The organism is Streptoalloteichus hindustanus (assembly GCF_900129375.1).
Taxonomy (GTDB): Bacteria; Actinomycetota; Actinomycetes; order Mycobacteriales; family Pseudonocardiaceae; genus Streptoalloteichus; species Streptoalloteichus hindustanus.
The window spans coordinates 680,226-701,821 of record NZ_FQVN01000002.1; the positions used below are offsets into that span (position 1 = coordinate 680,226).

A 21,596-nucleotide genomic window follows, 5' to 3' on the forward strand; every position below is an offset into this window, starting at 1 on the left:
CGGGTAAGGCGCGGGGGCGCCACCCGTGGGGATGGGTGGCGCCCCCGCATCGGTGTCGGTCGGGTGGCTGCCCTCCCGCCGTCTCCCCTCGGATCGCGACCATGGACCGATCCCGCACGGACCTCCCGGTGGCTCACACCCTGTCGCCAGGGTGCGGGAGGACCGCTTCCGGTGGGGAGAACGACGTTCCGGTTGGGTCGACCGACCCCGGATCTCGAACACCGCCGCAGGACTGGGGGGCTCCGGCGGTGTCGAGAACCTCGTCGGCGGCGGCCGGGCCGCCGCGCGGACGTCAGCTGTCCGAGGGCTTACGCAGCACCTCGATCATGGCCGAGTAGTTGCCCTCGCCGTGGCCGGCCTCGACCGTGGCGGCCAGCATCTGCCGCAGGAAGCTCGGCACGAGGGTGCTGATGCCCTGGCTGCGGCTGGTCTCCACGAGGTGGTCCGCCGCGTTGAGGTTCATCTGCACGGTGCCCGCGTCGCCCGGGTACACGCCGGTGTCCAGGTCCTTGGTCATCGAGTGCAGGATCGGCGTCACCACCGACGGGACGAGCCAGTCCAGCGCGACGGGCGCGAACTCGGCCGCGGTGGCCTTCGCGGTGCCGACCAGCGCGGCGGCGTGCAGGTAGCCGTTCGCCATCGCCCACATCAGGCCGAGCAGGGCGGTGTTGTACAGCACCGCCAGCCCCGGGTCCGCGCCGAGGAACTTGTGGTCGCCGCCCAGCGACTTCAGCGCCGCGAGCTGGGCGTCGTAGACCGGCCGCGAGCCGCTGTAGAAGAACACCGCGTGCTCGGTGCCGATCAGGTTGGTCGGCACCATGATCGTGCCGTCCAGGTAGGCGGCGCCGAAGCCGGCGGCCAGCCCGACCGCCTCGCGCGCCTCGTCCGGCGTGCTGGAGGACAGGTTGACCACGGTGCGGCCGGCCAGCGCGGAGCCGGCGCCCTCGATGATCGCCTTCGCCGATGGGTAGTCCGTGACGCAGATGACCAGCAGCGGGCTCGCCTCGCCGGCCTCGGTCAGCGTCGTGGCGTGCCGGGCGCCCCTGGCGACCAGCGGCTCGGCCTTGGCGGCCGTCCGGTTCCACACCGTGGTGGGGTTGCCGGCGGCGAGGAAGGCCTCGGCCAGCGCGGCGCCCATCGGGCCCAGGCCGGCGACGGTCACCGGCGCGAGGTCGCCGCGTGCGGTCTCGTCCATGGTTGGTGTTCCTCTCTGGGCCGGATCCCCCCGGACCCGGCGGGCAACTCGCTGAACTCGGGATCGCCTCCAGCGTGTCCGAAGGGCCTTCGGGTTCTCTTTCGGTCGGCTTTCGGCCGGCGTTCGGTCGCCCCCGCCGGGTCGTGAGCGCGTCGAAAGGCCAGGTGAACGGATTGCGCTCCGTCACCGTGGACCAGGCGGAGCCGTCTGCTGGCCCGCGCTCTGCTGCTTGCCCAGTCGGTGAACAGGCGGGGTCGGAGAAGCCTCCGCACAGGCGCGGGCGGGGGAGGAACGCCGACCGGCTCGGCGACCCCCCGGTTGGCAGGCTCGGAGCCGGCGAAGCTGGCGAGAAGAAAGGCACGCAACCGTGATCACGTGAGTGAATGCCTTGGAACAGGGCGAAATGGGCGCCTTCAGTTTCAGGAACATGGAGACGACTGGTAAGTCAGGTGTCCCGTGTGCGGAATGAGATGGGCCGGCGGCAGTGAGATCGTCGAACCGCACGAAGACCTGCGAGCACCTTCTTCGTCCAACAGATAGCTGCTGACGACGATGTGCGACCGGGCGGGGACGTGGGTCCCCACCCGGTCGCGCCGCCAGCCGGGGCGCGGCGTCAGGGCCGGACGCCGCCGTAGAAGGTCTTGCTGCTCAGGGCGCGGGTGACCCGCTTGACCTGGTTCGAGGCGTTGCCCTCGATCAGGGTCACCTTGCCCTTCTTGAGGTCGAACTTCTCCACGATGCCGATGTGCTTGCTGGTGCTGGGCTTCGACGGGCCGGTGCCCAGCAGCAGCGAGTCGCCCTTGGCCAGCTTGCGCAGCTTCGACTTGCCGTAGGCCTTCTTGTGCCGCTGGCCCCACTTGTAGACGTCGCCGGTGAAGGCGTACTGCGGGATGTCCACGCCGGCCTTGCGCCAGACCCAGGTCGAGAACAGGGAGCACCAGGACACGCACCGCTTCGAGTACTTCTGGCAGTTGCTGCCCGGCGGCTTCTCCTTGGTGCCGATCTCCTTCCGCGCGATCGACACGATCTTGTCCCGCCGGCTCGCGGCCACGGTCTCGTCGGTCGCGGTGTCGTCCGGCGCCGCGTCCGGCTCCGCCTCCAGCCGGGCCCTGTCCTCCTCCAGGAACTTCGCCAGCTCCGCGCCGGTGAGCTGCTGGCCGTCGAGGTGCTCGACCTCCAGCACGGCCGGCGCGACCGCGTCCGGGTCGGCGTCGGTCCCGGCGGCGGCCACCGGCGCGGTGGCGACGACCGAGCCGAGCACCAGGCTCGCGCCGACGCCGAGCATCGTGAGGCCGCGGGCCAGGCGGCGGGCCACGCCCAGGTCCTTCTTGTCCATCTCGTCCCCTCAGCCGCTGTCGTCCACCGGCTCCTGTCCGGGGCCGGTCGCGTTCTCCGCTGGGGCCGACGGTGGCCGGGGCCGCCTAAGGTTCGGCAAAGGAACGGGAAAGGGGCAGGTCAGGCCGGAGGTTCCGAGGTTGGGTGATGGCCTGGTGATGGCCTGGTGATGGCTTGGCGGTGCGAGGGGGGAGCGATGCCGCTCTCCGGCCTCGCCCTCGGCGGCGCCGAACGCGCGGCGGCCACCGGAACCCGGAATGTCCACTGTAGACAGTGACTCTTTCCCGGAATCTGTCGGAGATCTGCCGATGTGTCCATTGTGGACTCAGATCACCGGGTCGTCCCAGAACGGCGCCGGGCCGAGGGGCTCTCGTGGCGGCGCCGGACACGGGGACGTCACGAGCTCCGGTGGGCTGGCTGGAGCCTGCCACCCAGTCCACCGGAGCGGATTCTGACGGATTGCCAGGGGAGGATCCCCGGACCGGCGACTAACTCCGCGCGACGTCGTTCGCGCGTGACCGCGCCGCGATCGGGGCGCCGGCGAGATCCTCCTCGTTGCAGAGCAGCTTCACCTCGTAGTACGGAGCGCCCTCGCGGTCGTCGTAGTCGAGGTGGACCGCCAGGACGTCGAGGGGCTCGCCGAGCCACCCCTGCGCCTCGCGGAGCCAGGCGGCGCTCCGCTCCAGGGCGGTGGGCAGGTCGTCGTCCCTGAACACCACCGGCCGGTAGGGGACCTCGTGGACCTGGTCCTGCGGGTGCGCCGGATGGGGAAGGCCGAGGGCCAGACCCGACTCGTCGAGGTGGAGCTTGATCCCGTCCTCCTGCTTGTCAGCCACCCGGACAGGGTCCCCGTGGGGCTGGCGGAACGCAACCGCGCTGCCACGGCGCGTGCGGGCGATGCCGGAGGGCGAGCCCCGGCCCTTGACGCTGGCAGAGGCGTTATATACAACACCTCAGGTACGGGCCGGCCGCGCCCGCTGAGCGAAGGGACATGCACGGTGACGTATCCGGTGGACGGGGTGACGGCGCTCCCCGAGGCCTACAACGAGCCGGTCCGGGAGTACCGCCCCGGCGGTGCCGACGCGCGGGCGCTGCGCGCCGAGCTGACCCACCAGCTCGGCCAGACCGTGGAGATCCCGTCGTTCGTCAACGGCCGGGCCCTGCACGGCGGCGGCCGGCGGATCGAGGTCCGGGCCCCGCACGACCGGTCGGCGCTGCTCGGCGTCGCCCACGGGGTCAGCGCCCAGCAGGTGAACGAGGCCGTGGACGCGGCGGTCGCCGCCGCCCCGGTGTGGCGCGAGCTGCCGTTCGACGAGCGCGCGGCGATCTTCCTCAGGGCCGCCGAGCTGCTGGCCGGCCCGTGGCGCGCCCGGCTCAACGCCGCCACCATGCTCGGCCAGAGCAAGTCCGTGCAGCAGGCGGAGATCGACTCGGCCTGCGAGCTGATCGACTTCTGGCGGTACAACGTCTCCTTCGCCCGCCAGCTCCTCACCGAGCAGCCCGAGTCCTCGCCCGGCGTGTGGAACCGCACCGACCACCGACCGCTGGAGGGCTTCGTCTACGCGGTCACCCCGTTCAACTTCACCGCGATCGCGGGCAACCTGCCCACGGCCCCCGCGCTGATGGGCAACACCGTGGTCTGGAAGCCGGCCGCCACCCAGCTGCTGGCCGCGCACTGGACGATGGAGCTGCTGCGCGAGGCCGGCCTGCCGGACGGCGTGATCAACCTCGTGGTCGGCGACGCGGTCGAGGTGACCGACGTCGTGCTGTCCCGGCCGGAGCTGGCCGGCATCCACTTCACCGGTTCCACCACGGTGTTCCGCGGCCTGTGGCAGGGCGTCGCCGCCAACCTGGAGACCTACCGCGCCTACCCGCGCCTGATCGGCGAGACCGGCGGCAAGGACTTCGTCGTCGCGCACCCCTCGGCCGACCCGGCCGCGCTGCGCACGGCGCTGGTCCGCGGCGCCTTCGAGTTCCAGGGCCAGAAGTGCTCCGCCGCCTCGCGGGCCTACCTGCCCCGCTCGCTGTGGACCGCGCTGCGCGACGAGCTCGCCGCCGAGACCGAGGGCCTGAGCTTCGGCGACGTCGCCGACTTCACGACCTTCGGCGGCGCGGTGATCGACGAGCGGGCCTTCCGCCGGCTCGACGCGGTGATCTCCCGCAGCCACGCCGACGACGCCGTGAACGTGATCGCCGGCGGGCGGACCGACGACAGCCAGGGCTGGTTCGTCCGGCCGACGATCGTCGAGTGCGCCGACCCCCGGCACGACGTGTTCGCCACCGAGTACTTCGGGCCGTTCCTCTCGGTGTACGTCTACGACGACGCCGACTACTCCGGCGTGCTCGACCTGGCGGCCAACACCTCGCCCTACGGCCTCACCGGCGCGATCTTCTCCCGCGACCGGCACGCCGTGGTCGAGGCGATGCGCGCCCTGCGGTTCGCGGCCGGCAACTTCTACGTCAACGACAAGCCGACCGGCGCGGTCGTCGGCCAGCAGCCCTTCGGCGGCGGCCGGGCCAGCGGCACCAACGACAAGGCCGGCAGCGTCCTGAACCTCCAGCGCTGGGTCTCGCCGCGCAGCATCAAGGAGACGTTCGTCCCGCCGCACGACCACCGCTACCCGCACATGGCCGCGGGCGAGTGAGGACGACCGGATGCTGAGGACGATGTTGCAGGCGGCCGCGCGCAGCGACCGCCTGGAGCGGATGGTCGGGCGCAACCGCCTGCTGCGCCCCGCCGTGGACCGGTTCGTCGCCGGCGCGTCCGCCGAGGACGTGATCCGCTCGGCGCGGCGGCTGGCCGACGACGGCCTGTACGCCACGATCGACCAGCTCGGTGAGGCGTGCCGCGACGCGCGCGCGGCCGAGCGGACCGCCCGGGAGTACGTCGCGCTGCTGCACCGGGTGGCGGACGCGGGTCTGGCCGACCGCGTCGAGGTGTCGGTGAAGCTGTCCGCGCTGGGCTCGGAGCTGGACTGGGCGCTGGCCGAGGAGCAGACCCGGCTGATCTGCGCCGCCGCCGACGAGGCCGGCACCACGGTCACCGTCGACATGGAGGACAGCTCGACGACCGAGGACACCTTGCGGGTCCTGCGCGCCCTGCGGCGCGACCACCCGCGCACCGGGGGTGTGCTCCAGGCGATGCTGCGCCGGACCGCGGACGACTGCCGCGACCTTGGCGAGCCCGGCAGCCGCATCCGGCTCTGCAAGGGCGCGTACCACGAGCCGGCCGCGGTGGCCGTGACCGCCGCCGCCGACATCAACGCCGCCTACCTGCGTTGCCTCGGTCTGCTGATGGAGGGTGGCGCCTATCCGATGGTGGCCACGCACGACCCCCGGCTGGTCGCCGGCGCCGCCGCGTTGGCCAGGAAGCACGGCATGGGCCGCGACGCCTGGGAGTACCAGATGCTGTTCGGGGTGCGCGCCGACGAGCAGCGGCGGCTGGCCCAGGCGGGGCACCGGGTGCGGGTCTACCTGCCCTACGGCCCCGACTGGTACCGCTACACCTGCCGGCGGCTGGCCGAGCGGCCGGCCAACCTGGTGTTGCTGGGCCGGGCGATGCTGTCCCGGTCGTGATCACCGGCTGAACGGGGGAGGGGCGGGTCGCCGACGCGACCCGCCCCTCCTGCGTTGCTGCCGCGTTGCTGCCGCGAGGGCCGACACCGAAGCCGTCCGCACCCCTCCCATCCGGGGCGGAGGACTCCGTCGGCCGACGGCCCCGCGGTTACTTGGCCGCTTCGGGCTCGGCCTTGCCCGACTCGGGCTTGTTCGACTCGGGCTTGTTCGACTCGGACACCGCCACCTCGGCGGGGGCGTCCGGCCGGTTGAGGTTGGACTTGCGGTAGCCGTAGGCCAGGTAGACGACCAGGCCGATGCCGAACCACATCGCGAACCGGATCCAGGTCGTCGGCGTGAGGAAGGTGATCAGCCACAGCGAGAAGCCGATGCCGAGCAGCGGGACGACCGGCATGCCGGGGCAGCGGAAGGTGCGGGGCAGGTCCGGCCGCCGGTAGCGCAGCACGATGACCGCAACGCAGACGACGACGAACGCCAGCAGGATGCCGATGTTGGTCAGCTCGGCGGCCTCGCCGATCGGCAGGAAGCCGGCGATCAGGGCGGAGGCGGCGCCGGCGATCCAGTTGATCCGGCTCGGGACCTTGCGCACGGGGTGGGTCTTGGCGAACCACTTGGGCAGCAGGCCGTCGCGGCTCATGGAGAACCACACGCGGGTCACGCCGAGCATGAACGTGAACATCACCGTCAGGATGCCGACGATCGCGCCGACGGCGATCACGGTGCCCAGGGCCGGCAGGCCGACCGAGGCGAACGCGCTGGCGAAGGCGCTCTCGCTGTCCACGTCCTTGTAGTTGACCATGCCGGTGAGGACCAGGCAGGCCAGCACGTAGAGGACCATCGAGACGGCCAGGGACAGCACGATCGCCTTGGGCATGTGCTTCTGGGCGTCCTTGGACTCCTCGGCGGCGGTGCTCATCGCGTCGTAGCCGAAGACGGCGAAGAACACGGTGGCCGCGCCGGTGACCGCTCCGCCGAAGCCGAACGGGAGGAACGGCGTGTAGTTGTCCGCGTTGATGTGGGCCGCGCCGACGATGATCACGAGCACGACCAGGCCGACCTTGACCCAGACCAGGATCGTCTCGAACCGCGCGGCGTTCTTCATGCCCTGGTTGAGCACGAACGCGATCAGCAGGCACAGCAGCGCGGCGAACAGGTCGACCTTGTGGCCCTCGCCGGTGCCGGGCGCGCCCAGCATCCAGCTCGGGAGGTTGATCCCCAGCTCAGCGAGCACGAACCCGAAGTACCCGGAGATGCCGATCGCGACGACGGCGACGATGGCGATGTACTCCAGGAGCAGGTCCCAGCCGATGAACCAGCCGACGATCTCGCCGAGCACGGCGTAGCCGTAGGTGTAGGCGGAGCCGGCCTTGGGGATCAGGCCGGCGAACTCGGCGTAGGCGAACGCGGCGGCGGCGCTGGCCACGCCGGCGATCAGGAACGAGATCAGCACGGCCGGGCCGGCGGTCTTGTTGGCGACCGCGCCGGCCAGGGAGAAGATGCCGGCGCCGATGATGCCGCCGATGCCGATCGCGGTGAGCTGCCACAGCCCCAGCGATCGCTTGAGGTCCCCCTCGCCCTCGGACGCGATCTGCTCCACCGGCTTGCGCCGGAGGACCCCGCGCCCCTCGCGCAGGGTGGGTGGTGATGCGCTCATGCGGTCGAACCTCCTCTGATCGGCCGACACCACCGTCCCCCGGACGGCCGTGCGGGCATCGGGCAGAATCCGGCATGGGCCGCCGGATGAGCGGGGACCCTAATTGAGGTGTTAGGTACAACACAAGAACGGTGTACCGGCAGTTCCGACACGATGCGGTTTCGACGTGTGCGACCATGAGCGCCCCTGTGGGACGAGTAGCGGAGTGTGACCGCGGATGGTGAACCTGACCTCCAGCGAGCGACTCAGCGTGAGCAGTCTGCGTGAGCAGGCACACCGGATGATCAGGACCGCCGTGGTCACCGGTGAGATCCGTCCCGGGCGGATCTACTCCGCGCTGCAGCTCGCCGCCCAGCTCGGCGTCTCGGTGACCCCGGTGCGCGAGGCCATGCTGGAGCTGGTCAGGGAGGGTCTGCTCGAACCGGTCCGCAACCGCGGCTACCGCGTGGTCGAGCTCGCCGACGCCGACATCGCGGAGATCTACGAGATCCGCGAGCTGCTGGAGGTGCCGGCCCTGATCCGGGTCGCCGGCCGGGTCCCCGCGGCCGAGGAGCCCCGGCTGCGCGCGCTGGTGGCCACCATGCAGCGCGCGGCCGACGACGGCGACCTGCCGACGTTCCTGGAGGCCGACCGCGACTTCCACCTGACGTTGCTCGCGCTGGCCGGCAACCGCCGGCTGGTCGAGATGGTCGGGCTGCTGCGCGACCAGACCCGGCTCTACGGGGCCGGCCAGCTCGCGCACGGCGGCGGGCTGCGCGACTCGGCCGACCAGCACGCCGGCCTGTTGGACGCCCTGCTCGCGGGCGACGGCGAGCGCGCCCGCGACCTGATGCACGAGCACCTCGTCTACACGCACGACGTCCTGACGCCGGACTCCTGACGCGGGACTCCTGAGGCCGTCCGCCGTGCGCTGTCCGCTGGCGGCCGTCGACCGGCGGTGATCAGTCTGTGTGATCAGCCGGTGCCCCCTCGGCGTCCCGCTCGGCGGCGCGTGCCCGGACCAGCACCTCGATCCCGTCCAGCACCCGCTGGAGGCCGAACTCGAAGCCGTGCGCCGGGTCGTGGGCGGCGCCGTACTCGGCGCCCGCCGCCGCGCCGACCCGGGACGCGGTGGGGAAGCGGCTCGCGTCCAGCACCCGGTTCAGCAGCGGGGCGTAGGACCCCCACCACTGCTCGTCGGACATGCCGGTGACCTGTTCGGCCTGCGCCGCCTCGACCGCGCCGCGCACCGCGCTGGCGACGAACCCGAGCACCAGGCTGAGCACCGAGTCCATCTCGATCTCGGTGAGCCCGATCCCGTCGACGGCACGCAGCTCGTAGTCGTACTTGGCCATCAGGTTCGGCCCCAGCACCGGCCGGATCGTCGCGACGTGCAGCATCCACGGGTGCCGGTGGTAGAGGGCCCAGTTCTCCCTGGCCACGTGCTCCAGCCGGGCCCGCCAGCCGCCCGGGACGTCCTCGGTGGCCACCTCGCCGTTGACCGTGTCCAGCATGACGTCGAGCAGCTCGGCCTTGCTGGGGACGTAGGTGTAGAGCGTCATGGTGCCGACGCCGAGCCGCTCCGCGATGCGCCGCATGGCCAACGCGCCCAGGCCCTCGGTGTCGGCGATCTCGATGGCCGCCCGCGCGATGCGGTCCACGCCGAGGTCCGGCCGGCCCTTCCTGCTGGTCCGCTCCCGGGTCCGCCACAGCAGCGCCAGGCTGCGGGCCGGGTCTCCACTGCCGCTGTACTCGACCATGCGCCGACACTAGCGCACGGCGTACCGTACGTGATACGGTACGCCGCACGGTTATAATGTACCGGCACCGCGTCGAACGCGGAGAACCTCCTTCACGCTGGTCAACGCGCTGACACGCGCCCTCTCGATCCCCTTCTCACCGCTCGTCCCCGCCGGGACCCTTCCCGGCGCGCGCACGCGTCCGTCCACCCTTCGACCCGAACCGAGGGAGCAGGAAGCAGAGGATGACGAACACCGAGATCCGGCCCTTCCGCATCGACATCGCCGAGTCCGACCTGACCGACCTGCGCGACCGGCTCGCGCGCACCCGCTGGCCGGACGAGCTGCCGGGCACGGGCTGGAGCTACGGCGTCCCGCTCGGCTACCTCAGGGGCCTGGCCGAGCACTGGCGCACCGAATACGACTGGCGCCGCCACGAGGCGAGCCTGAACGAGCACCCGCAGTTCACCACCGAGATCGACGGCCAGAACATCCACTTCCTGCACGTCCGCTCGCCCGAGCCGGACGCCCTGCCGCTGCTGGTCACCCACGGCTGGCCCAGCTCGGTCGCCGAGTACCTCGACGTCATCGGCCCGCTGACCAACCCCCGCGCGCATGGCGGCGACCCCGCCGACGCGTTCCACCTGGTCATCCCCTCCCTGCCCGGCTACGGCCTGTCCGGGCCGACGCGGGAGCCGGGGTGGGGCAGCGCCCGGGTGGCCAGGGCGTGGCGGGAGCTGATGCGGCGGCTCGGCTACGAGCGGTACGGCACGCAGGGCGGCGACTGGGGCACCTGGATCTCCCGGGAGGTCGGCCTGATCGCGCCCGAGCACGTCGTCGGCGTGCACACCAACGGCCTGATCACCTTCCCCTCCGGCGACCCCGAGGAGCTGGTCGACCTCACCGAGGACGAGCAGGCGTGGATGCGCAGGGCCGAGCACTACATGGCGGAGCTGTACGGCTACAAGAAGATCCAGTCGACGCGCCCGCAGACGTTGTCCTACGGCCTGACCGACTCACCGGTCGGCCAGCTCGCCTGGATCGTCGGGGTGTTCAAGGAGTGGACCGACTGCGGCGAGACGCCCGAGGACGCCGTCGACCGCGACCGCATCCTCACCACCGCGATGCTCTACTGGCTCACGAACACGGCCAACTCCGTCGCCCGGTCCTTTGTGGAGACTCCGGACACCGGCGAGGAGGTGGACGTGCCCACCGAGATCCGTCCTTCCACGGTGCCGATGGGGGTCGCCGTGTTCCCCAGGGACATCAACTGGCCGATGCGCCGGTTCGCCGAGCGGGACAACAGGAACATCGTGCACTGGACGGAGTTCGACCGGGGCGGCACGTTCGCGGCGATGGAGGAGCCCGACCTCTACGTCGGCGACGTGCGGGAGTTCTTCCGCCGCGTCCGGGCCGAGGGGGCGACCGCGCGCTGACCGCGCCCGCTCCGCGAACTGTCGGTGAATCGGCGGTGCACCGTCCGTGAACAGTCCACAGTGGACGGTTTATCGGTTCATGTGCGCGATCGCCGTGAACGGGGAATAGTGGGCGTCCCACGCCGGGTTGGACAGCGCGCTCCACGGGGCGCGCTGTCCCCCGCCCGGCGGCGGACGACGACCGTGGCACAGCTCTCAGAGGTGGGGAAAAGACCAGCCGGTGTTCACTGCGACCGGGCATCAGCAGGCAGCGAGAGCGGGAAAGGGCGGTATGACACGGGTTTCGGGTGACAGTGCGGCGAGACTCGCGCGGTGCGCGGTGGTGTTCGAGGAGGGGGACCCGCCCAGGACGGGGCGGATGGCCTTCTGGAGCCCGACGGGGGAGGGGCTGCCCGAGGCGGTCGGCGAACCCGGTGAGCTGACCGTCGTGGTGCCCGAACAGGGAGTGGTGGCCACCCGCGCCGTGCCCGCCGTGCGGGTGCCGGTCGCCGACGCCCTCGCCCTGTTGACCAGGGCACGGCGCGTCGCCGGAGCCCACCCGGCCGCGGCCTTCTGGGGCGCGGTGTCGGTCGAGGCGCTGCGGCTCGTCGCCGCGGGCCGACTGCTGCCCGGCGTCTCCACCGGCGACTTCGACGCCTGGCGCGTCGGGCCGCTCGCCCCGGAGGACGTCGCCCGCGTCCGCCAACTGGCCGCCGCCATGCCCGCCGTGGCCCGCGCGGTCCCGGTGACCGCGCCGGACGGCGCTGTGACGGACGGTACGGCGGCAGACGTCCTGCTGCCTGACGCCCAATTGTTGGTGCGGGGGTTCCTGGACGCGGTGGCGGACGGCATGACCCGGACGCCGGCCGCGGCCTACGCCGCCGGTGGCGCGGCGTTCGCGGCCCGCGCCCCGCACCGCGTTCCCCACCTGCGCGGGTGGGCCGAGGAGCTGTCCGCCGGGATCGACGCCGGGGTGCGGATCTCGTTGCGGGTGGAGATCCCGGGCGGCGTCGAGGCGTGGGAGGCCGACGGGGGGATCTCGTTCCGCGCCGTGGTCCAGGCCCACAGCCTGGCCGACCCCACGCTGGTCGCCGACGCCGGCGAGCTGTGGGGCGAGGCCGAGCAGCGGTTCGGCCCCCGTGCGCGGGTTGACGCGGTGCTCGCCGTGCGCCGCGCCGCCCGGGTGTGGACCCCGCTGGAGCGGCTGCTGGAGCGGGCGGCCCCGGACGAGCTGCCGCTCGACGACGACGAGGTGCAGGACCTGCTCGCCGACGGCGCGGCGCGGCTGGCCGCCGCCGGGGTGGCCGTGCACTGGCCGAAGGAACTGGCCAGGGACCTGACCGCCAGGGCGGTCGTCGGCGGCTCGGACGTGGCGCCCACGGACCTGCCGTCCTTCCTGGGCGGTGGGCAGCTGTTGAACTTCGACTGGCAGCTCGCGCTGGGCGGGCAGCCGTTGACCGCGGCCGAGATGGACCGCCTGGCCGAGGCGCACCGCCCGGTCGTGCGCCTGCGGGACCAGTGGTTGCTGGTCGACCCGGCCCTGGCGCGGAAGGCGCGGGACCGCGCGCTCAAGCCGTTGACCGCGATCGACGCCCTGGGGGTGGCGCTGACCGGCGCGACCGAGGTCGACGGGGAGCAGGTCGAGGTCGCGGCGAGCGGGTGGCTGGACGCGTTGCGGGAGCGGCTGGCCTCGCACCAGTCCTCGGGCGGGGCGGAGCCGGCGCCCCAGCCGGCCGCGCTGGCCGCCACCCTCCGCGACTACCAGCTCCGCGGTCTGCGCTGGCTGGCCAACATGACGTCGTTGGGCCTGGGCGGGTGCCTGGCCGACGACATGGGCCTGGGCAAGACGATCACCCTGATCGCGCTGCACCTGCACCGGCAGGAGATCGCGAAGAACACTGAGAACAACGCGGACACGGCCGGTCCCACGCTCGTGGTCTGCCCCGCCTCGCTGCTGGGCAACTGGGAGCGGGAGATCCAGCGCTTCGCGCCGGGCACGGCCGTGCGCCGCTTCCACGGCGCGGGGCGCTCGCTGGACGGGGTCGACGGCGGTTTCGTGCTGACGACCTACGGGACGATGCGGCTGGACGCCGACCAGCTCGCCACCGTCCACTGGGGACTGCTCGTCGCGGACGAGGCGCAGCACGTCAAGAACCCCCGGTCCGGCACGGCGAAGGCGCTGCGCCGGATTCCGGCCGCCGCCAGGGTCGCGCTCTCCGGCACGCCGGTGGAGAACAACCTCTCCGAGCTGTGGGCGATCCTCGACTGGACCACACCCGGTCTGCTCGGCTCGCTCACCGCCTTCCGGAACCGGTGGGCCAAGCCCATCGAGGGCGGGGACGAGGCCACGGCGAAGGCGACCGCCGACCGGCTGTCCCGGCTGGTGCGGCCGTTCCTGTTGCGCCGGCGCAAGTCCGACCCCGGCATCGCGCCGGAGCTGCCGCCCAAGACCGAGACCGACCGGCCGGTGGCGCTCACCCCGGAGCAGGCCGGGCTGTACGAGGCGGTCGTGCGCGAGATCATGGCCGAGATCCGGAGCAGCACCGGCATGGCCCGCCGCGGCCAGATCGTCCGGCTGCTGACCGCGTTGAAGCAGATCTGCAACCACCCGGCGCAGTACCTGAAGGAGACGCGGCCGAAGCTGGCCGCGCGCTCCGGCAAGCTTGACCTGCTCGACGAGCTGGTGGACACGATCGTCGCCGAGGACGGCGCGGTGCTCGTCTTCACGCAGTACGTGAGCATGGCCCGGCTGCTGGAGCGCCACCTCCGCGACCGGGGCCTGCCGACCCAGTTGCTGCACGGCGGAACGCCGGTGGCGGCGCGCGAGGAGATGGTGCGGCGGTTCCAGGACAGCGCCGACGGGCAGGCCCCGATCTTCCTGCTGTCGTTGAAGGCCGCCGGCACCGGCCTCAACCTCACCCGGGCCGACCACGTCATCCACTACGACCGCTGGTGGAACCCGGCGGTGGAGGAGCAGGCGACCGACCGCGCCTACCGGATCGGGCAGACCCGGCCGGTGCAGGTGCACAAGCTGATCGCCGAGGGCACCGTCGAGGACCGGATCGCGGCCATGCTGCGGTCCAAGCGCGAGCTGGCCGACGCGGTGCTCGGGCGGCCGGACGACGGCGACGAGGCGGTGTTGACCGAGCTGACCGAGCTGTCCGACGTCGAGCTGGCGACCCTGGTCGAGCTGAGGAGCGCGCGATGAGACCTGACCGCACGAGCCGGGACGACGAGTGGGACGACCGCGACCGGGTGCGGGGGTTCGCCGCCTTCCCCGCCAGCCGACGCCGGCCGGGACGCTTCGCCAGGACGTGGTGGGGCAACGCCTGGATCACCGCCATGGAGGACACCGCGCTCGACCAGCGGCCGTTGAAGCAGGGGCGCAAGAACGCCCACAGCGGACAGGTCGGCCCGATCACGGTGAGCCCGGGTCGGATCGCGGCCACCGTGCACGACCACGAGGAGGACACGTCGTACCGCACGGCGGTCTTCCTGGACGAGCTCAGCGACGTGGAGTGGGAGCGGTTCCTGGACCGGGTCGCGGCCAGGGCCGGGCACCTCGCGGCGCTGCTGGACCGGGACATGCCGCACGACCTGGTGGCGGCGGCGGAGGACGCCGGCGTGCGGTTGCTGCCCGGCATCGCCGACCTCGAACCCGAGTGCGACTGCCCGGACTGGGAGCTCCCGTGCCGGCACGCGGCGGCGCTGTGCTACCAGGCGTCCTGGCTGCTGGACGCGGACCCGTTCGTGCTGCTGCTGATGCGCGGCCGGGGCGAGCGGGAGCTGCTGGACGAGTTGCAGCACCGCAACGCGGCACGGGGCGAGGCCCAGCTCGTGCCCGCGCCGGTCGACCTGGCGACGGCGGAAACCGCTGTGCCACAAGGGACTCCCGCCGGCGAGGCGTACGCGCGCCCCGTGCCGCCGCTGCCCGAGCCCCTGACCACGCCGCTCACGCCGGCAACGCCGTTGGCGGTGCCGTCGGCACAGGGCGTCGACCCCGCCGGGTTGGCCGTGCTGGTCGTGGACGCGGCACTCCGGGCCAGGGAGATTCTGTCCACTGTGGAGAGTGGCGACGCGGGTCCTCCTGAGCTCGTCGATCTCCCGGAGCCGTTGGACCTGTGGCAGGACACCGTGCGGTGGGCCGCGACGCACCGCGATCCGCACGTCCTCGCCCGCCTGCGCGAGGCGAGCGAGCGGGGAGCGGAGCTGCCCCGGGCCGCCAGGGCGTGGGAGTACGGCGGTCGGGCGGGGCTCGACACCCTCGAAGTGGTGTGGTCGCCGCCGAAGGAGGCCGTGGCCCGGGTCCGCGCCGCCGTCGGCCGGCTCGCCGAGGACCCCGAAGACAGCACAGACAGCCCAGACAGCACAGACAGTGCGGACGGCGCGGACCCCGCGAGCAGTGCGGGCAAAGCGGGCGTGGCGGGCACGGAGGCCGGAGCCGGCGTCCGGGCCTGGCGCAACCGGTGGACGCTGACGGGACGCGGTCTCCAACTCCGCTACGGCAGGGACGGGCGGTGGTACCCCTACCGCGAGGAGTCCGGCGACTGGTGGCCCGCCGGCCCGCCCAAGCGCGACCCGGCCACCGCCCTCGCCGACCTCGACGCCGAGTGACAGCCCTGTCTCACTGTCCTCAGTAGACAGTCGGTACTTGTCCTCAGTGGACGGGCGTTCCAGAGATCGCGGAGCGCGGTGGCGGGTGTGCGTCCCCGTCACCGCGCTCCGATGACTTCTGCTTGCCATGGAAGGCAAACACCAGCGTGGTCCCAGGAACTCAGCGACCCCGGCGGCGAATGCGCACGTCGGTCATGTCGGTGCCCGTCACGCGCAGGTCCCGGAACCCGTAGCCGCCCTCGCTGAGCGCGGCGACAGCCTTCTCCTTGGCCAGCTCGTGCGCCTTCCGGTCGGTGTCCTCGCCCGAGACGGACACCAGGTAGCGGAAGGTGAAGCTGAGCAGCTCCCGGGAGTAGGTGAAGGTGCCCTCCTCGGTGAAGGCGGCCTGGAGCGAGTCGTGGTCGTCGGCGACGGCGAGCAGCCGAGCCCGCGCGTCCTCGTCGAGCTGGTCGAACCGCCCGCGGACGAGGAGGCGGTAGGTGCGTGTCGTCATGTCGGGGAACCTTCCTGGTGGTCGTCCCGCTGTCGTTCGCCGAGCGCGGTCCAGGACCGGACGAGGAGTTCGTAGGCGTCGACGACCACCTCGTCCGAGACGTCGTCGGGGGACAGCATCCGCTGGATGAGCAGGCCGTCCTCCAACGCGTGCACGACCAGCGCGAGGAACGCCGGGTCGGCGGGGGGCGTGTGGCCGCGGGCCGAGAAATGCTGCCGGAGGCCGTCGGCGAGCGCGTTCCTGGCGAGATGTTCCCGCTCCGCCAACAGCGGGCGGGCCTCGCTGTTGCGCAGCGCGTAGAGCAGCAGCTCCATCCGCAGCGCCAGCCAGCCGGTCAGGTGGTTGGCGCGCTCCCGGTGCCACGCCCGCAGCGATGTCAGCGCCTCCTGCGGGGAGGACGCGCTCTCGGTGAGCGCGCGCACCTCCTCGTGCTCGCCGCGGGTGCGGCGGTGGAGGAGTTCCCGCACCAGGTGGTGTTTGTCCTCGAAGTTGCCGTAGAACGCGCCCCGCGTGTACCCGGCGCGTTCGGCGATCTGCTCCACCGAGGCGCCGTTGACCCCGCGTTCGGCGAACAGCTCGGCCGCCGCCGTCAGGAGGCGTTCCCGGGTCTGTTCCCGGCTCTCCTCGCGTGACAGGCGTTTGCGCGTCACGGCGCCTCCCTCGGCTCGGCGAACGGCTACAGCACAGTCGGATACAGCATTGTATTCAGATACAACACTGTATCAAAGCGTGCTCACCCGGCCGGGCGCGGGCGCAGGCCGTTGAGCGCCCAGTCGACGACCCGGTCGGCGTACTCGGCCGTGAGCGGACCCGTGCCCAGCAGCCACCGGTAGTAGACGGAGCCGTAGATCAGTTCCACAGCCACGTCGAGGTCGGCGTTCTCGGCGATCTGGCCCGCCCGCTGGGCCGCGCGCAGCCGGTCCTTGCTCAGCTCCAACATGGGGCCCAGCAACCGCCGGCCCATCTCCTCGGTGAGCGCGGGGTCGTACTGGATCTCGGTGATGACCGCCCGGTAGAGCACGTCGAACCGGCGGTCGCCCATCTCCTCCAGGCTGGCCCTGAGCACGAGCTTGAGGTCGGCCTCGACGTCGCCGGTGTCCGGCAGCGTGCTGTCGCCCGTGTCGCCCTGGCTCAGCGCGAGGATCGCGTCGAGCACCACCGCGCCCTTGGACGGCCACCAGCGGTAGATCGTCTGCTTGCCGACGCCGGCCTTGCCGGCGATCGCCTCCATCGTCAGCTTCCGGTACCCGACCTCGATCACCAGGTCGAGCGCCGCCGTGAGGATCGCCTGCCGGGAGCGCTCGCTCCGCCGGGCGGGGTTCGGTGCCTTCTCCGTGCGCATGGGCCGACGGTAGCACTCACACGAGGCGAGACGTCTCGTCTTGACAAGTCGTCCACCGATGGATCAAGCTATGCCCCGTGAACGAGACGTCTCGTCTCGCCTAGTGCCAAGGGAGCAACACGTGATCCAGAACAACCGCCCAGCCCACACCCGCGCCTGGTCCGCCGCCGGGGCGGGGCGCGAGTTCAGCCAGATCGTCCCGCCGGTCGTCGCCCCGCGCCGACCCCGCGCCCTGGACGACCTGGTCGCGCTCCCGCTTGACGCGGCCGGCGACAACGCGGTCCGGCCGACCGTCGACCGAGGCGTCGAGGCGTTCGGCCAGCTCGACATCGTCACGAACAACGCGGGCCACGGCCTGCTCGGCACGGAGGAGGCGACCGTGGACAAGGTCAGGAAGATCGAGATCGAGGCCGAGGTCCAGGCCCCGGGCGGACACCCGGTTCCCGGCGGTCGCACGGGGCGCCCGGGCCGTGCCGCGACGCCGTCGTTCGGCGGGGACCGCGTCCGCCAACCCGCTCTCCGGCACCGCCCGGTCCCGCCCCGCAACCACCGCTCCGGCCGGCGCTAGCGGAGACCGACGTCGCGAAGCGGCGGCGCCGCGCGGCCGGCCGGGGAACCCTGCCGATCGTTTCCCGTGTCACATCAGGAAAAGTGCCGGTGAGCACACACATTTCCCACTGCTCCAACTGGAGCAGCGAGCACTTCGAGTTGGAGGACGCCTTGCGCAAAGCCCACATCGCCATGGTCAGCATTCCCGCCCCCGGGCACGTCCACCCGAACCTGGAGATCATGCGGGAGCTGGTGGCGCGCGGCCACCGCGTCACCTACGCGAACACCGAGGCCTACGCCGAGGCGATCGCCGCGACCGGCGCGGAGCTCGTGCCCTACACCTCCACGCTCCCCACGGAGGACCCGGGCACCTCGTTCGACGACCAGATCGGGTTCTACGAGATCTTCCTCAACGACGCGATCGCCATGCTGCCGCAGCTGCGCGCCGCGTACGAGAACGACCGGCCGGACCTGTTCCTCTACGACATCGCCGGCGCCCCGGCCCGGGTGCTCGCCAACGAGTGGGACGTGCCCGAGATGCAGCTCTCGCCGACGCTGGTCGCGTGGGAGGGCTACCGGGAGGACATGGCGGCGATGACGGAGGCGATGCTCCAGGACCCCCGGGGCGCGGCGCTCTTCCGGCGGTGCGACGAGTGGTTGACCGAGAACGGCCTCGGCCACCTGGACTGGGCCTCCTTCATGAGCCGGCCGCCCAGGGGTCTGGTGCTGATTCCCCGTGCCCTGCAACCGAACGCGGACCGGGTGGACCTCGACCGGTACACCTTCGTCGGGCCGTGCTTCGGGGACCGGTCGCACCAGGGGACGTGGACCCGCCCGGCCGACGCGGAGAAGGTCGTGCTGGTCTCGCTCGGGTCGGCGTTCACCCAGCAGCCCGCCTTCTACCGGGAGTGCCTGCGCGCCTTCGGGAACCTGCCCGGGTGGCACGTCGTGCTCCAGATCGGCAAGCACGTCGACGTGGCCGAGCTCGGCGAGGTGCCGGGCAACGTCGAGGTGCACCGCTGGGTGCCGCAGCTCGCGATCCTCGAACAGGCCGACCTGTTCGTGACGCACGCGGGCATGGGCGGCTCGACCGAGGGCCTGTACTGCGGCGTGCCGATGATCGCGGTGCCGCAGGCGGTCGACCAGTTCAGCAACGCTGACCTGCTCGTCCAGCTCGGGGTGGCCCGCCGGTTGGACACCGAGGAGGCCACCGCGGACCGCCTGCGGGCCGCGCTGGAGGGGCTCACCGGTGACCCGCAGGTGGCGGCCACGCTGGCCACGATCCGCAAGGAGCTGCGGGAGGAGGGCGGCACCGCGCGGGCCGTCGACCTGATCGAGGCGCGGCTCCGCTGACCGGAGGTGGCCGCCGGTCGGTGTGCCGGCGGCCACCCCCGGCCCGGCCGGCCTCCGGCCGGGCCGTGTGCGGCGAATCATGGGTGGACTGTCGAGAAAGGACAGTACGGTGAACGGATGTCCGAGCTCCCCGTGATCCTGTTGCTGTCCGGAAGTCTGCGGGCCGCGTCCTCCAACAACGCCCTGCTGCGCACGGCTGAGGTCGTGGCTCCGGAGCGGGTGCGGACCGTCCGCTACGACGGCATGGCGTCGCTGCCGCACTTCAACCCGGACGACGACAACGATCCGCTGCCGACGCCGGTGGCCGAGCTGCGGGCGGCGATCGCCGGGGCGACCGCGGTCCTGGTCTGCGCTCCCGAGTACGCCGGAACGCTGCCGGGGGCGTTCAAGAACCTGCTGGACTGGACGATCGGCGGCACCGAGACCAGCGACAAGCCCGTGGCCTGGGTGAACGTCGCCGCTCCCGGGCGCGGGGAGGGCGCGGAGGCCACGCTCCGGTCCGTGCTCGCGTACACGGGCACGCGCATCGTCGAGTCGGCGTGCGTGCGCATCCCCGTCGCTCCCGGGATGATCTCGGACGGGGTCATCGCCGACCCCGCTGTGCGGCAGCAGCTCCGGGACGTCCTCGCGCGGCTGGTGGAATCCCCTCAGTCGGCGTCGAACCCCGCCCACGCCTGACGAAACCCACTCGGCGCCCTGCCCACTGAGTCCTTTGCGTCCTCTGTGGACAGTCAGCGCCGCCGCCCGCCGCCCTCTTCCCAGTAGTCAGCCCCCACCCTCCCTGGGGGGCGAGCCCTGCTCCAGCCTACCGGCCCAGCGCCCGGCCCCCGAGATCATTACGCTCCCCTGTGGACAACTCCGGATCTGTGGACAACTCGGCCCTCCGCCAAGAAAACAACTTGACACCGCGTCGCCGGTCCCACGCAGCCGTGGACGACCGCAGGGTTGTTCGGGGGTCAGGACGTGTCGGTCTTCCTGGTCCGGGGCGAGCGTGGAGCCGCGTCCGGGAGCTCGGCCGTGGCCAGGACACCCTGCCGGTCGAAGTCTGACGCCGACGATGCATGCTGACGCAGAGTAGTCAAACCGCTACAGTGGCGCGGCGGGAACAACTCAGCCGGGCCATCGCCCTGGAGAACGGGCGCTGTGACCCGCCAGCGGCCCGGGCCGGGGTGGGCGGAGCGTGTCACAACTGGCTGAGGTGATCGCGCGTGTGCGCGCCGTGCTCGACCAAGTCGACCAAGCGCGGCGGGACCTCGCCCACGCGGGTACGTCTCTTGATGAAGCACACCGGTGCGCGGCGGACAGTCTGGCCGGGTCGAACGACCCGGACGCCGACAGTACCGTCGCGTACCTGGCGCATGCCCGTGCCGGAGCGGACGACGTGGGGCGCGTCCTAGGTGACGCGAAGGTCCGATTACGCCAGTTCGTGGTTGGTCTTGGAGTCACGACCGGCCCAGCCCCTACCCCTGGTGCTCGGCCCGCCGACCGGGCCGCGCCTAGCCCCGGGCCTGCCTCCACTTCTGCGGCGTCGGATACGGACCAGGTTGAACAGCTGCGTGGCGAGTTGCCACCGCCGGTACAGCGCCGGAGCGGGCAGAAGATGCACGGCCGGTGGGTCGGACCGGATGGCACGGCGCATGCGATCGTGAGCGGCCACGACGACGTGCTGACGCCACGGGTCAACAACGTGCTGCGGGAGGCGGGATGTCCGATGTTGCCGGCCAGCACAGCTGCCGATGTCGAACTGAAACTAGCCGTGTTGATGCGGGACAGCGGAATACGCCACGCGATTGTCGTCACGAACAATACGCCGTGCCAAGGGCCGCTAGGCTGCGACACCCTGTTGCCGGTCGTGTTGCCTGAGGGATACGCGCTGACCGTCTACGGCCCCAACAACTACCGCAGGACCTTCAGGGGAGGAGCTGAGCCGTGGTGGCGCTAGAAGCGTGGTACGACGCCGACGAGGGAGCCGTGCTCATCCGTACTTCCGATGACCTCGACAGTCTTCTCGACCGGATGGTCAGGGATGCTGACGCGCCGGTACCGCCCATGGCAGAGCTGTTCTACCGGGGGTCGGACGGGTGGGCGATTGCGCAGGCGGGTATCCGCGCCACTGCGGGCCGCGGGTTCTTCGCCTACGCCGATCCGGACGGTTCGGTGATGACCTGCGACAGTGGAGCCGCCGGCAGCGTTGAGTACGACTACATGGGAAACGTCCGCGAAGTCCCGGCCAGTGCGGAGGCCCCGATCGCCGAAGGGCGTCGGGCGGCACATGAATTCCTGCGCACTGGCTCACGTCCGACGTGTGTCGAGTGGCAGCCAGTGAAGTGAAGCTTGCCCACCTGATCAGAG

General features: G+C 72.0%; 19 protein-coding genes. 11 read left to right on the plus strand and 8 right to left on the minus strand.

All coding sequences use genetic code 11. The features are described from left to right. Positions 1–292: 292 nt before the first annotated feature. The 3 genes from BUE43_RS08435 to BUE43_RS08445 form a co-directional block, all read right to left on the minus strand. Positions 293–1,195, minus strand: coding sequence for an NAD(P)-dependent oxidoreductase (locus BUE43_RS08435; protein ID WP_073480793.1), 903 nt, complete (start codon positions 1,193–1,195; stop codon positions 293–295). A gap of 613 nt (positions 1,196–1,808) precedes the next feature. Then, on the minus strand, positions 1,809–2,531 hold the full coding sequence (locus BUE43_RS08440; protein WP_073480794.1) for a CHAP domain-containing protein: 723 nt from the start codon (positions 2,529–2,531) through the stop codon (positions 1,809–1,811). 487 nt (positions 2,532–3,018) lie between these two features. Further along, entirely contained in the window at positions 3,019–3,366 is a 348-nt protein-coding gene (locus BUE43_RS08445; protein ID WP_073480795.1) for a hypothetical protein, read from the minus strand. Positions 3,367–3,540: 174 nt separating this feature from the next. On the opposite strand from BUE43_RS08445, the gene pruA reads away from it, so the two are divergent. Continuing rightward, positions 3,541–5,175, plus strand: a complete 1,635-nt coding sequence (gene pruA, locus BUE43_RS08450; RefSeq protein WP_073480796.1) for an L-glutamate gamma-semialdehyde dehydrogenase — start codon at positions 3,541–3,543, stop codon at positions 5,173–5,175. 10 nt (positions 5,176–5,185) lie between these two features. Next, the gene (locus BUE43_RS08455) at positions 5,186–6,106 is read left to right on the plus strand and encodes a proline dehydrogenase family protein (RefSeq protein ID WP_073480797.1); all 921 of its coding nucleotides are present in this window, start codon (positions 5,186–5,188) and stop codon (positions 6,104–6,106) included. A gap of 148 nt (positions 6,107–6,254) precedes the next feature. On the opposite strand, the gene BUE43_RS08460 is transcribed toward BUE43_RS08455, so the two are convergent. Continuing rightward, positions 6,255–7,760, minus strand: coding sequence for an amino acid permease (locus tag BUE43_RS08460; protein ID WP_073480798.1), 1,506 nt, complete (start codon positions 7,758–7,760; stop codon positions 6,255–6,257). Between the two features lie 250 nt (positions 7,761–8,010). Between BUE43_RS08460 and BUE43_RS08465 the strand changes: the two genes are divergently transcribed. Next, positions 8,011–8,640: a GntR family transcriptional regulator gene (locus BUE43_RS08465; protein ID WP_234995603.1), complete on the plus strand. Its 630-nt coding sequence runs from the start codon at positions 8,011–8,013 to the stop codon at positions 8,638–8,640. Between the two features lie 61 nt (positions 8,641–8,701). On the opposite strand, the gene BUE43_RS08470 is transcribed toward BUE43_RS08465, so the two are convergent. Continuing rightward, positions 8,702–9,499 (minus strand): TetR/AcrR family transcriptional regulator, encoded by a 798-nt coding sequence (locus BUE43_RS08470; protein ID WP_073480800.1) that lies wholly within the window; start codon positions 9,497–9,499, stop codon positions 8,702–8,704. 224 nt (positions 9,500–9,723) lie between these two features. Here BUE43_RS08470 and BUE43_RS08475 point away from each other — a divergent pair, with 224 nt between their 5' ends. The 3 genes from BUE43_RS08475 (at position 9,724) to BUE43_RS08485 (ending at position 15,507) form a co-directional block, all read left to right on the plus strand. Then, the gene (locus BUE43_RS08475; protein WP_073480801.1) at positions 9,724–10,914 is read left to right on the plus strand and encodes an epoxide hydrolase family protein; all 1,191 of its coding nucleotides are present in this window, start codon (positions 9,724–9,726) and stop codon (positions 10,912–10,914) included. Between the two features lie 358 nt (positions 10,915–11,272). Continuing rightward, complete coding sequence (locus BUE43_RS08480) at positions 11,273–14,101, plus strand: DEAD/DEAH box helicase (RefSeq protein ID WP_143174060.1); 2,829 nt, start codon at positions 11,273–11,275, stop codon at positions 14,099–14,101. Next, on the plus strand, positions 14,098–15,507 hold the full coding sequence (locus BUE43_RS08485; RefSeq protein ID WP_073480803.1) for an SWIM zinc finger family protein: 1,410 nt from the start codon (positions 14,098–14,100) through the stop codon (positions 15,505–15,507). The genes BUE43_RS08480 and BUE43_RS08485 overlap by 4 nt, the downstream gene beginning before the upstream one ends. Before the next feature lie 160 nt (positions 15,508–15,667). Here BUE43_RS08485 and BUE43_RS08490 read toward each other — a convergent pair whose 3' ends face one another. The 3 genes from BUE43_RS08490 to BUE43_RS08500 form a co-directional block, all read right to left on the minus strand. Beyond that, positions 15,668–16,000: a DUF6204 family protein gene (locus BUE43_RS08490; RefSeq protein WP_073480804.1), complete on the minus strand. Its 333-nt coding sequence runs from the start codon at positions 15,998–16,000 to the stop codon at positions 15,668–15,670. Beyond that, the gene (locus BUE43_RS08495; protein ID WP_073480805.1) at positions 15,997–16,650 is read right to left on the minus strand and encodes a TetR/AcrR family transcriptional regulator; all 654 of its coding nucleotides are present in this window, start codon (positions 16,648–16,650) and stop codon (positions 15,997–15,999) included. The genes BUE43_RS08490 and BUE43_RS08495 overlap by 4 nt, the downstream gene beginning before the upstream one ends. Positions 16,651–16,733: 83 nt before the next feature. Then, positions 16,734–17,342 carry a TetR/AcrR family transcriptional regulator gene (locus BUE43_RS08500; protein WP_073480806.1) on the minus strand — a complete coding sequence of 203 codons (609 nt, stop codon included), beginning with the start codon at positions 17,340–17,342 and terminating at the stop codon, positions 16,734–16,736. Between the two features lie 121 nt (positions 17,343–17,463). Here BUE43_RS08500 and BUE43_RS08505 point away from each other — a divergent pair, with 121 nt between their 5' ends. The 5 genes from BUE43_RS08505 to BUE43_RS08525 all read left to right on the plus strand — a co-directional run bounded on the left by BUE43_RS08505 (position 17,464) and on the right by BUE43_RS08525 (position 21,575). Further along, entirely contained in the window at positions 17,464–17,910 is a 447-nt protein-coding gene (locus tag BUE43_RS08505) for an SDR family oxidoreductase (RefSeq protein ID WP_073480807.1), read from the plus strand. Positions 17,911–18,083: 173 nt separating this feature from the next. Then, positions 18,084–19,244, plus strand: a complete 1,161-nt coding sequence (locus BUE43_RS08510) for a macrolide family glycosyltransferase (RefSeq protein WP_083959513.1) — start codon at positions 18,084–18,086, stop codon at positions 19,242–19,244. Positions 19,245–19,361: 117 nt separating this feature from the next. Continuing rightward, positions 19,362–19,922 (plus strand): NADPH-dependent FMN reductase, encoded by a 561-nt coding sequence (locus tag BUE43_RS08515; RefSeq protein ID WP_073480808.1) that lies wholly within the window; start codon positions 19,362–19,364, stop codon positions 19,920–19,922. Positions 19,923–20,670: 748 nt separating this feature from the next. After that, on the plus strand, positions 20,671–21,186 hold the full coding sequence (locus BUE43_RS34995; protein ID WP_268844421.1) for a DddA-like double-stranded DNA deaminase toxin: 516 nt from the start codon (positions 20,671–20,673) through the stop codon (positions 21,184–21,186). After that, positions 21,174–21,575 carry an Imm1 family immunity protein gene (locus BUE43_RS08525; RefSeq protein WP_073480810.1) on the plus strand — a complete coding sequence of 134 codons (402 nt, stop codon included), beginning with the start codon at positions 21,174–21,176 and terminating at the stop codon, positions 21,573–21,575. Before BUE43_RS34995 ends, BUE43_RS08525 begins: the two co-directional genes overlap by 13 nt. Positions 21,576–21,596: the final 21 nt, after the last annotated feature.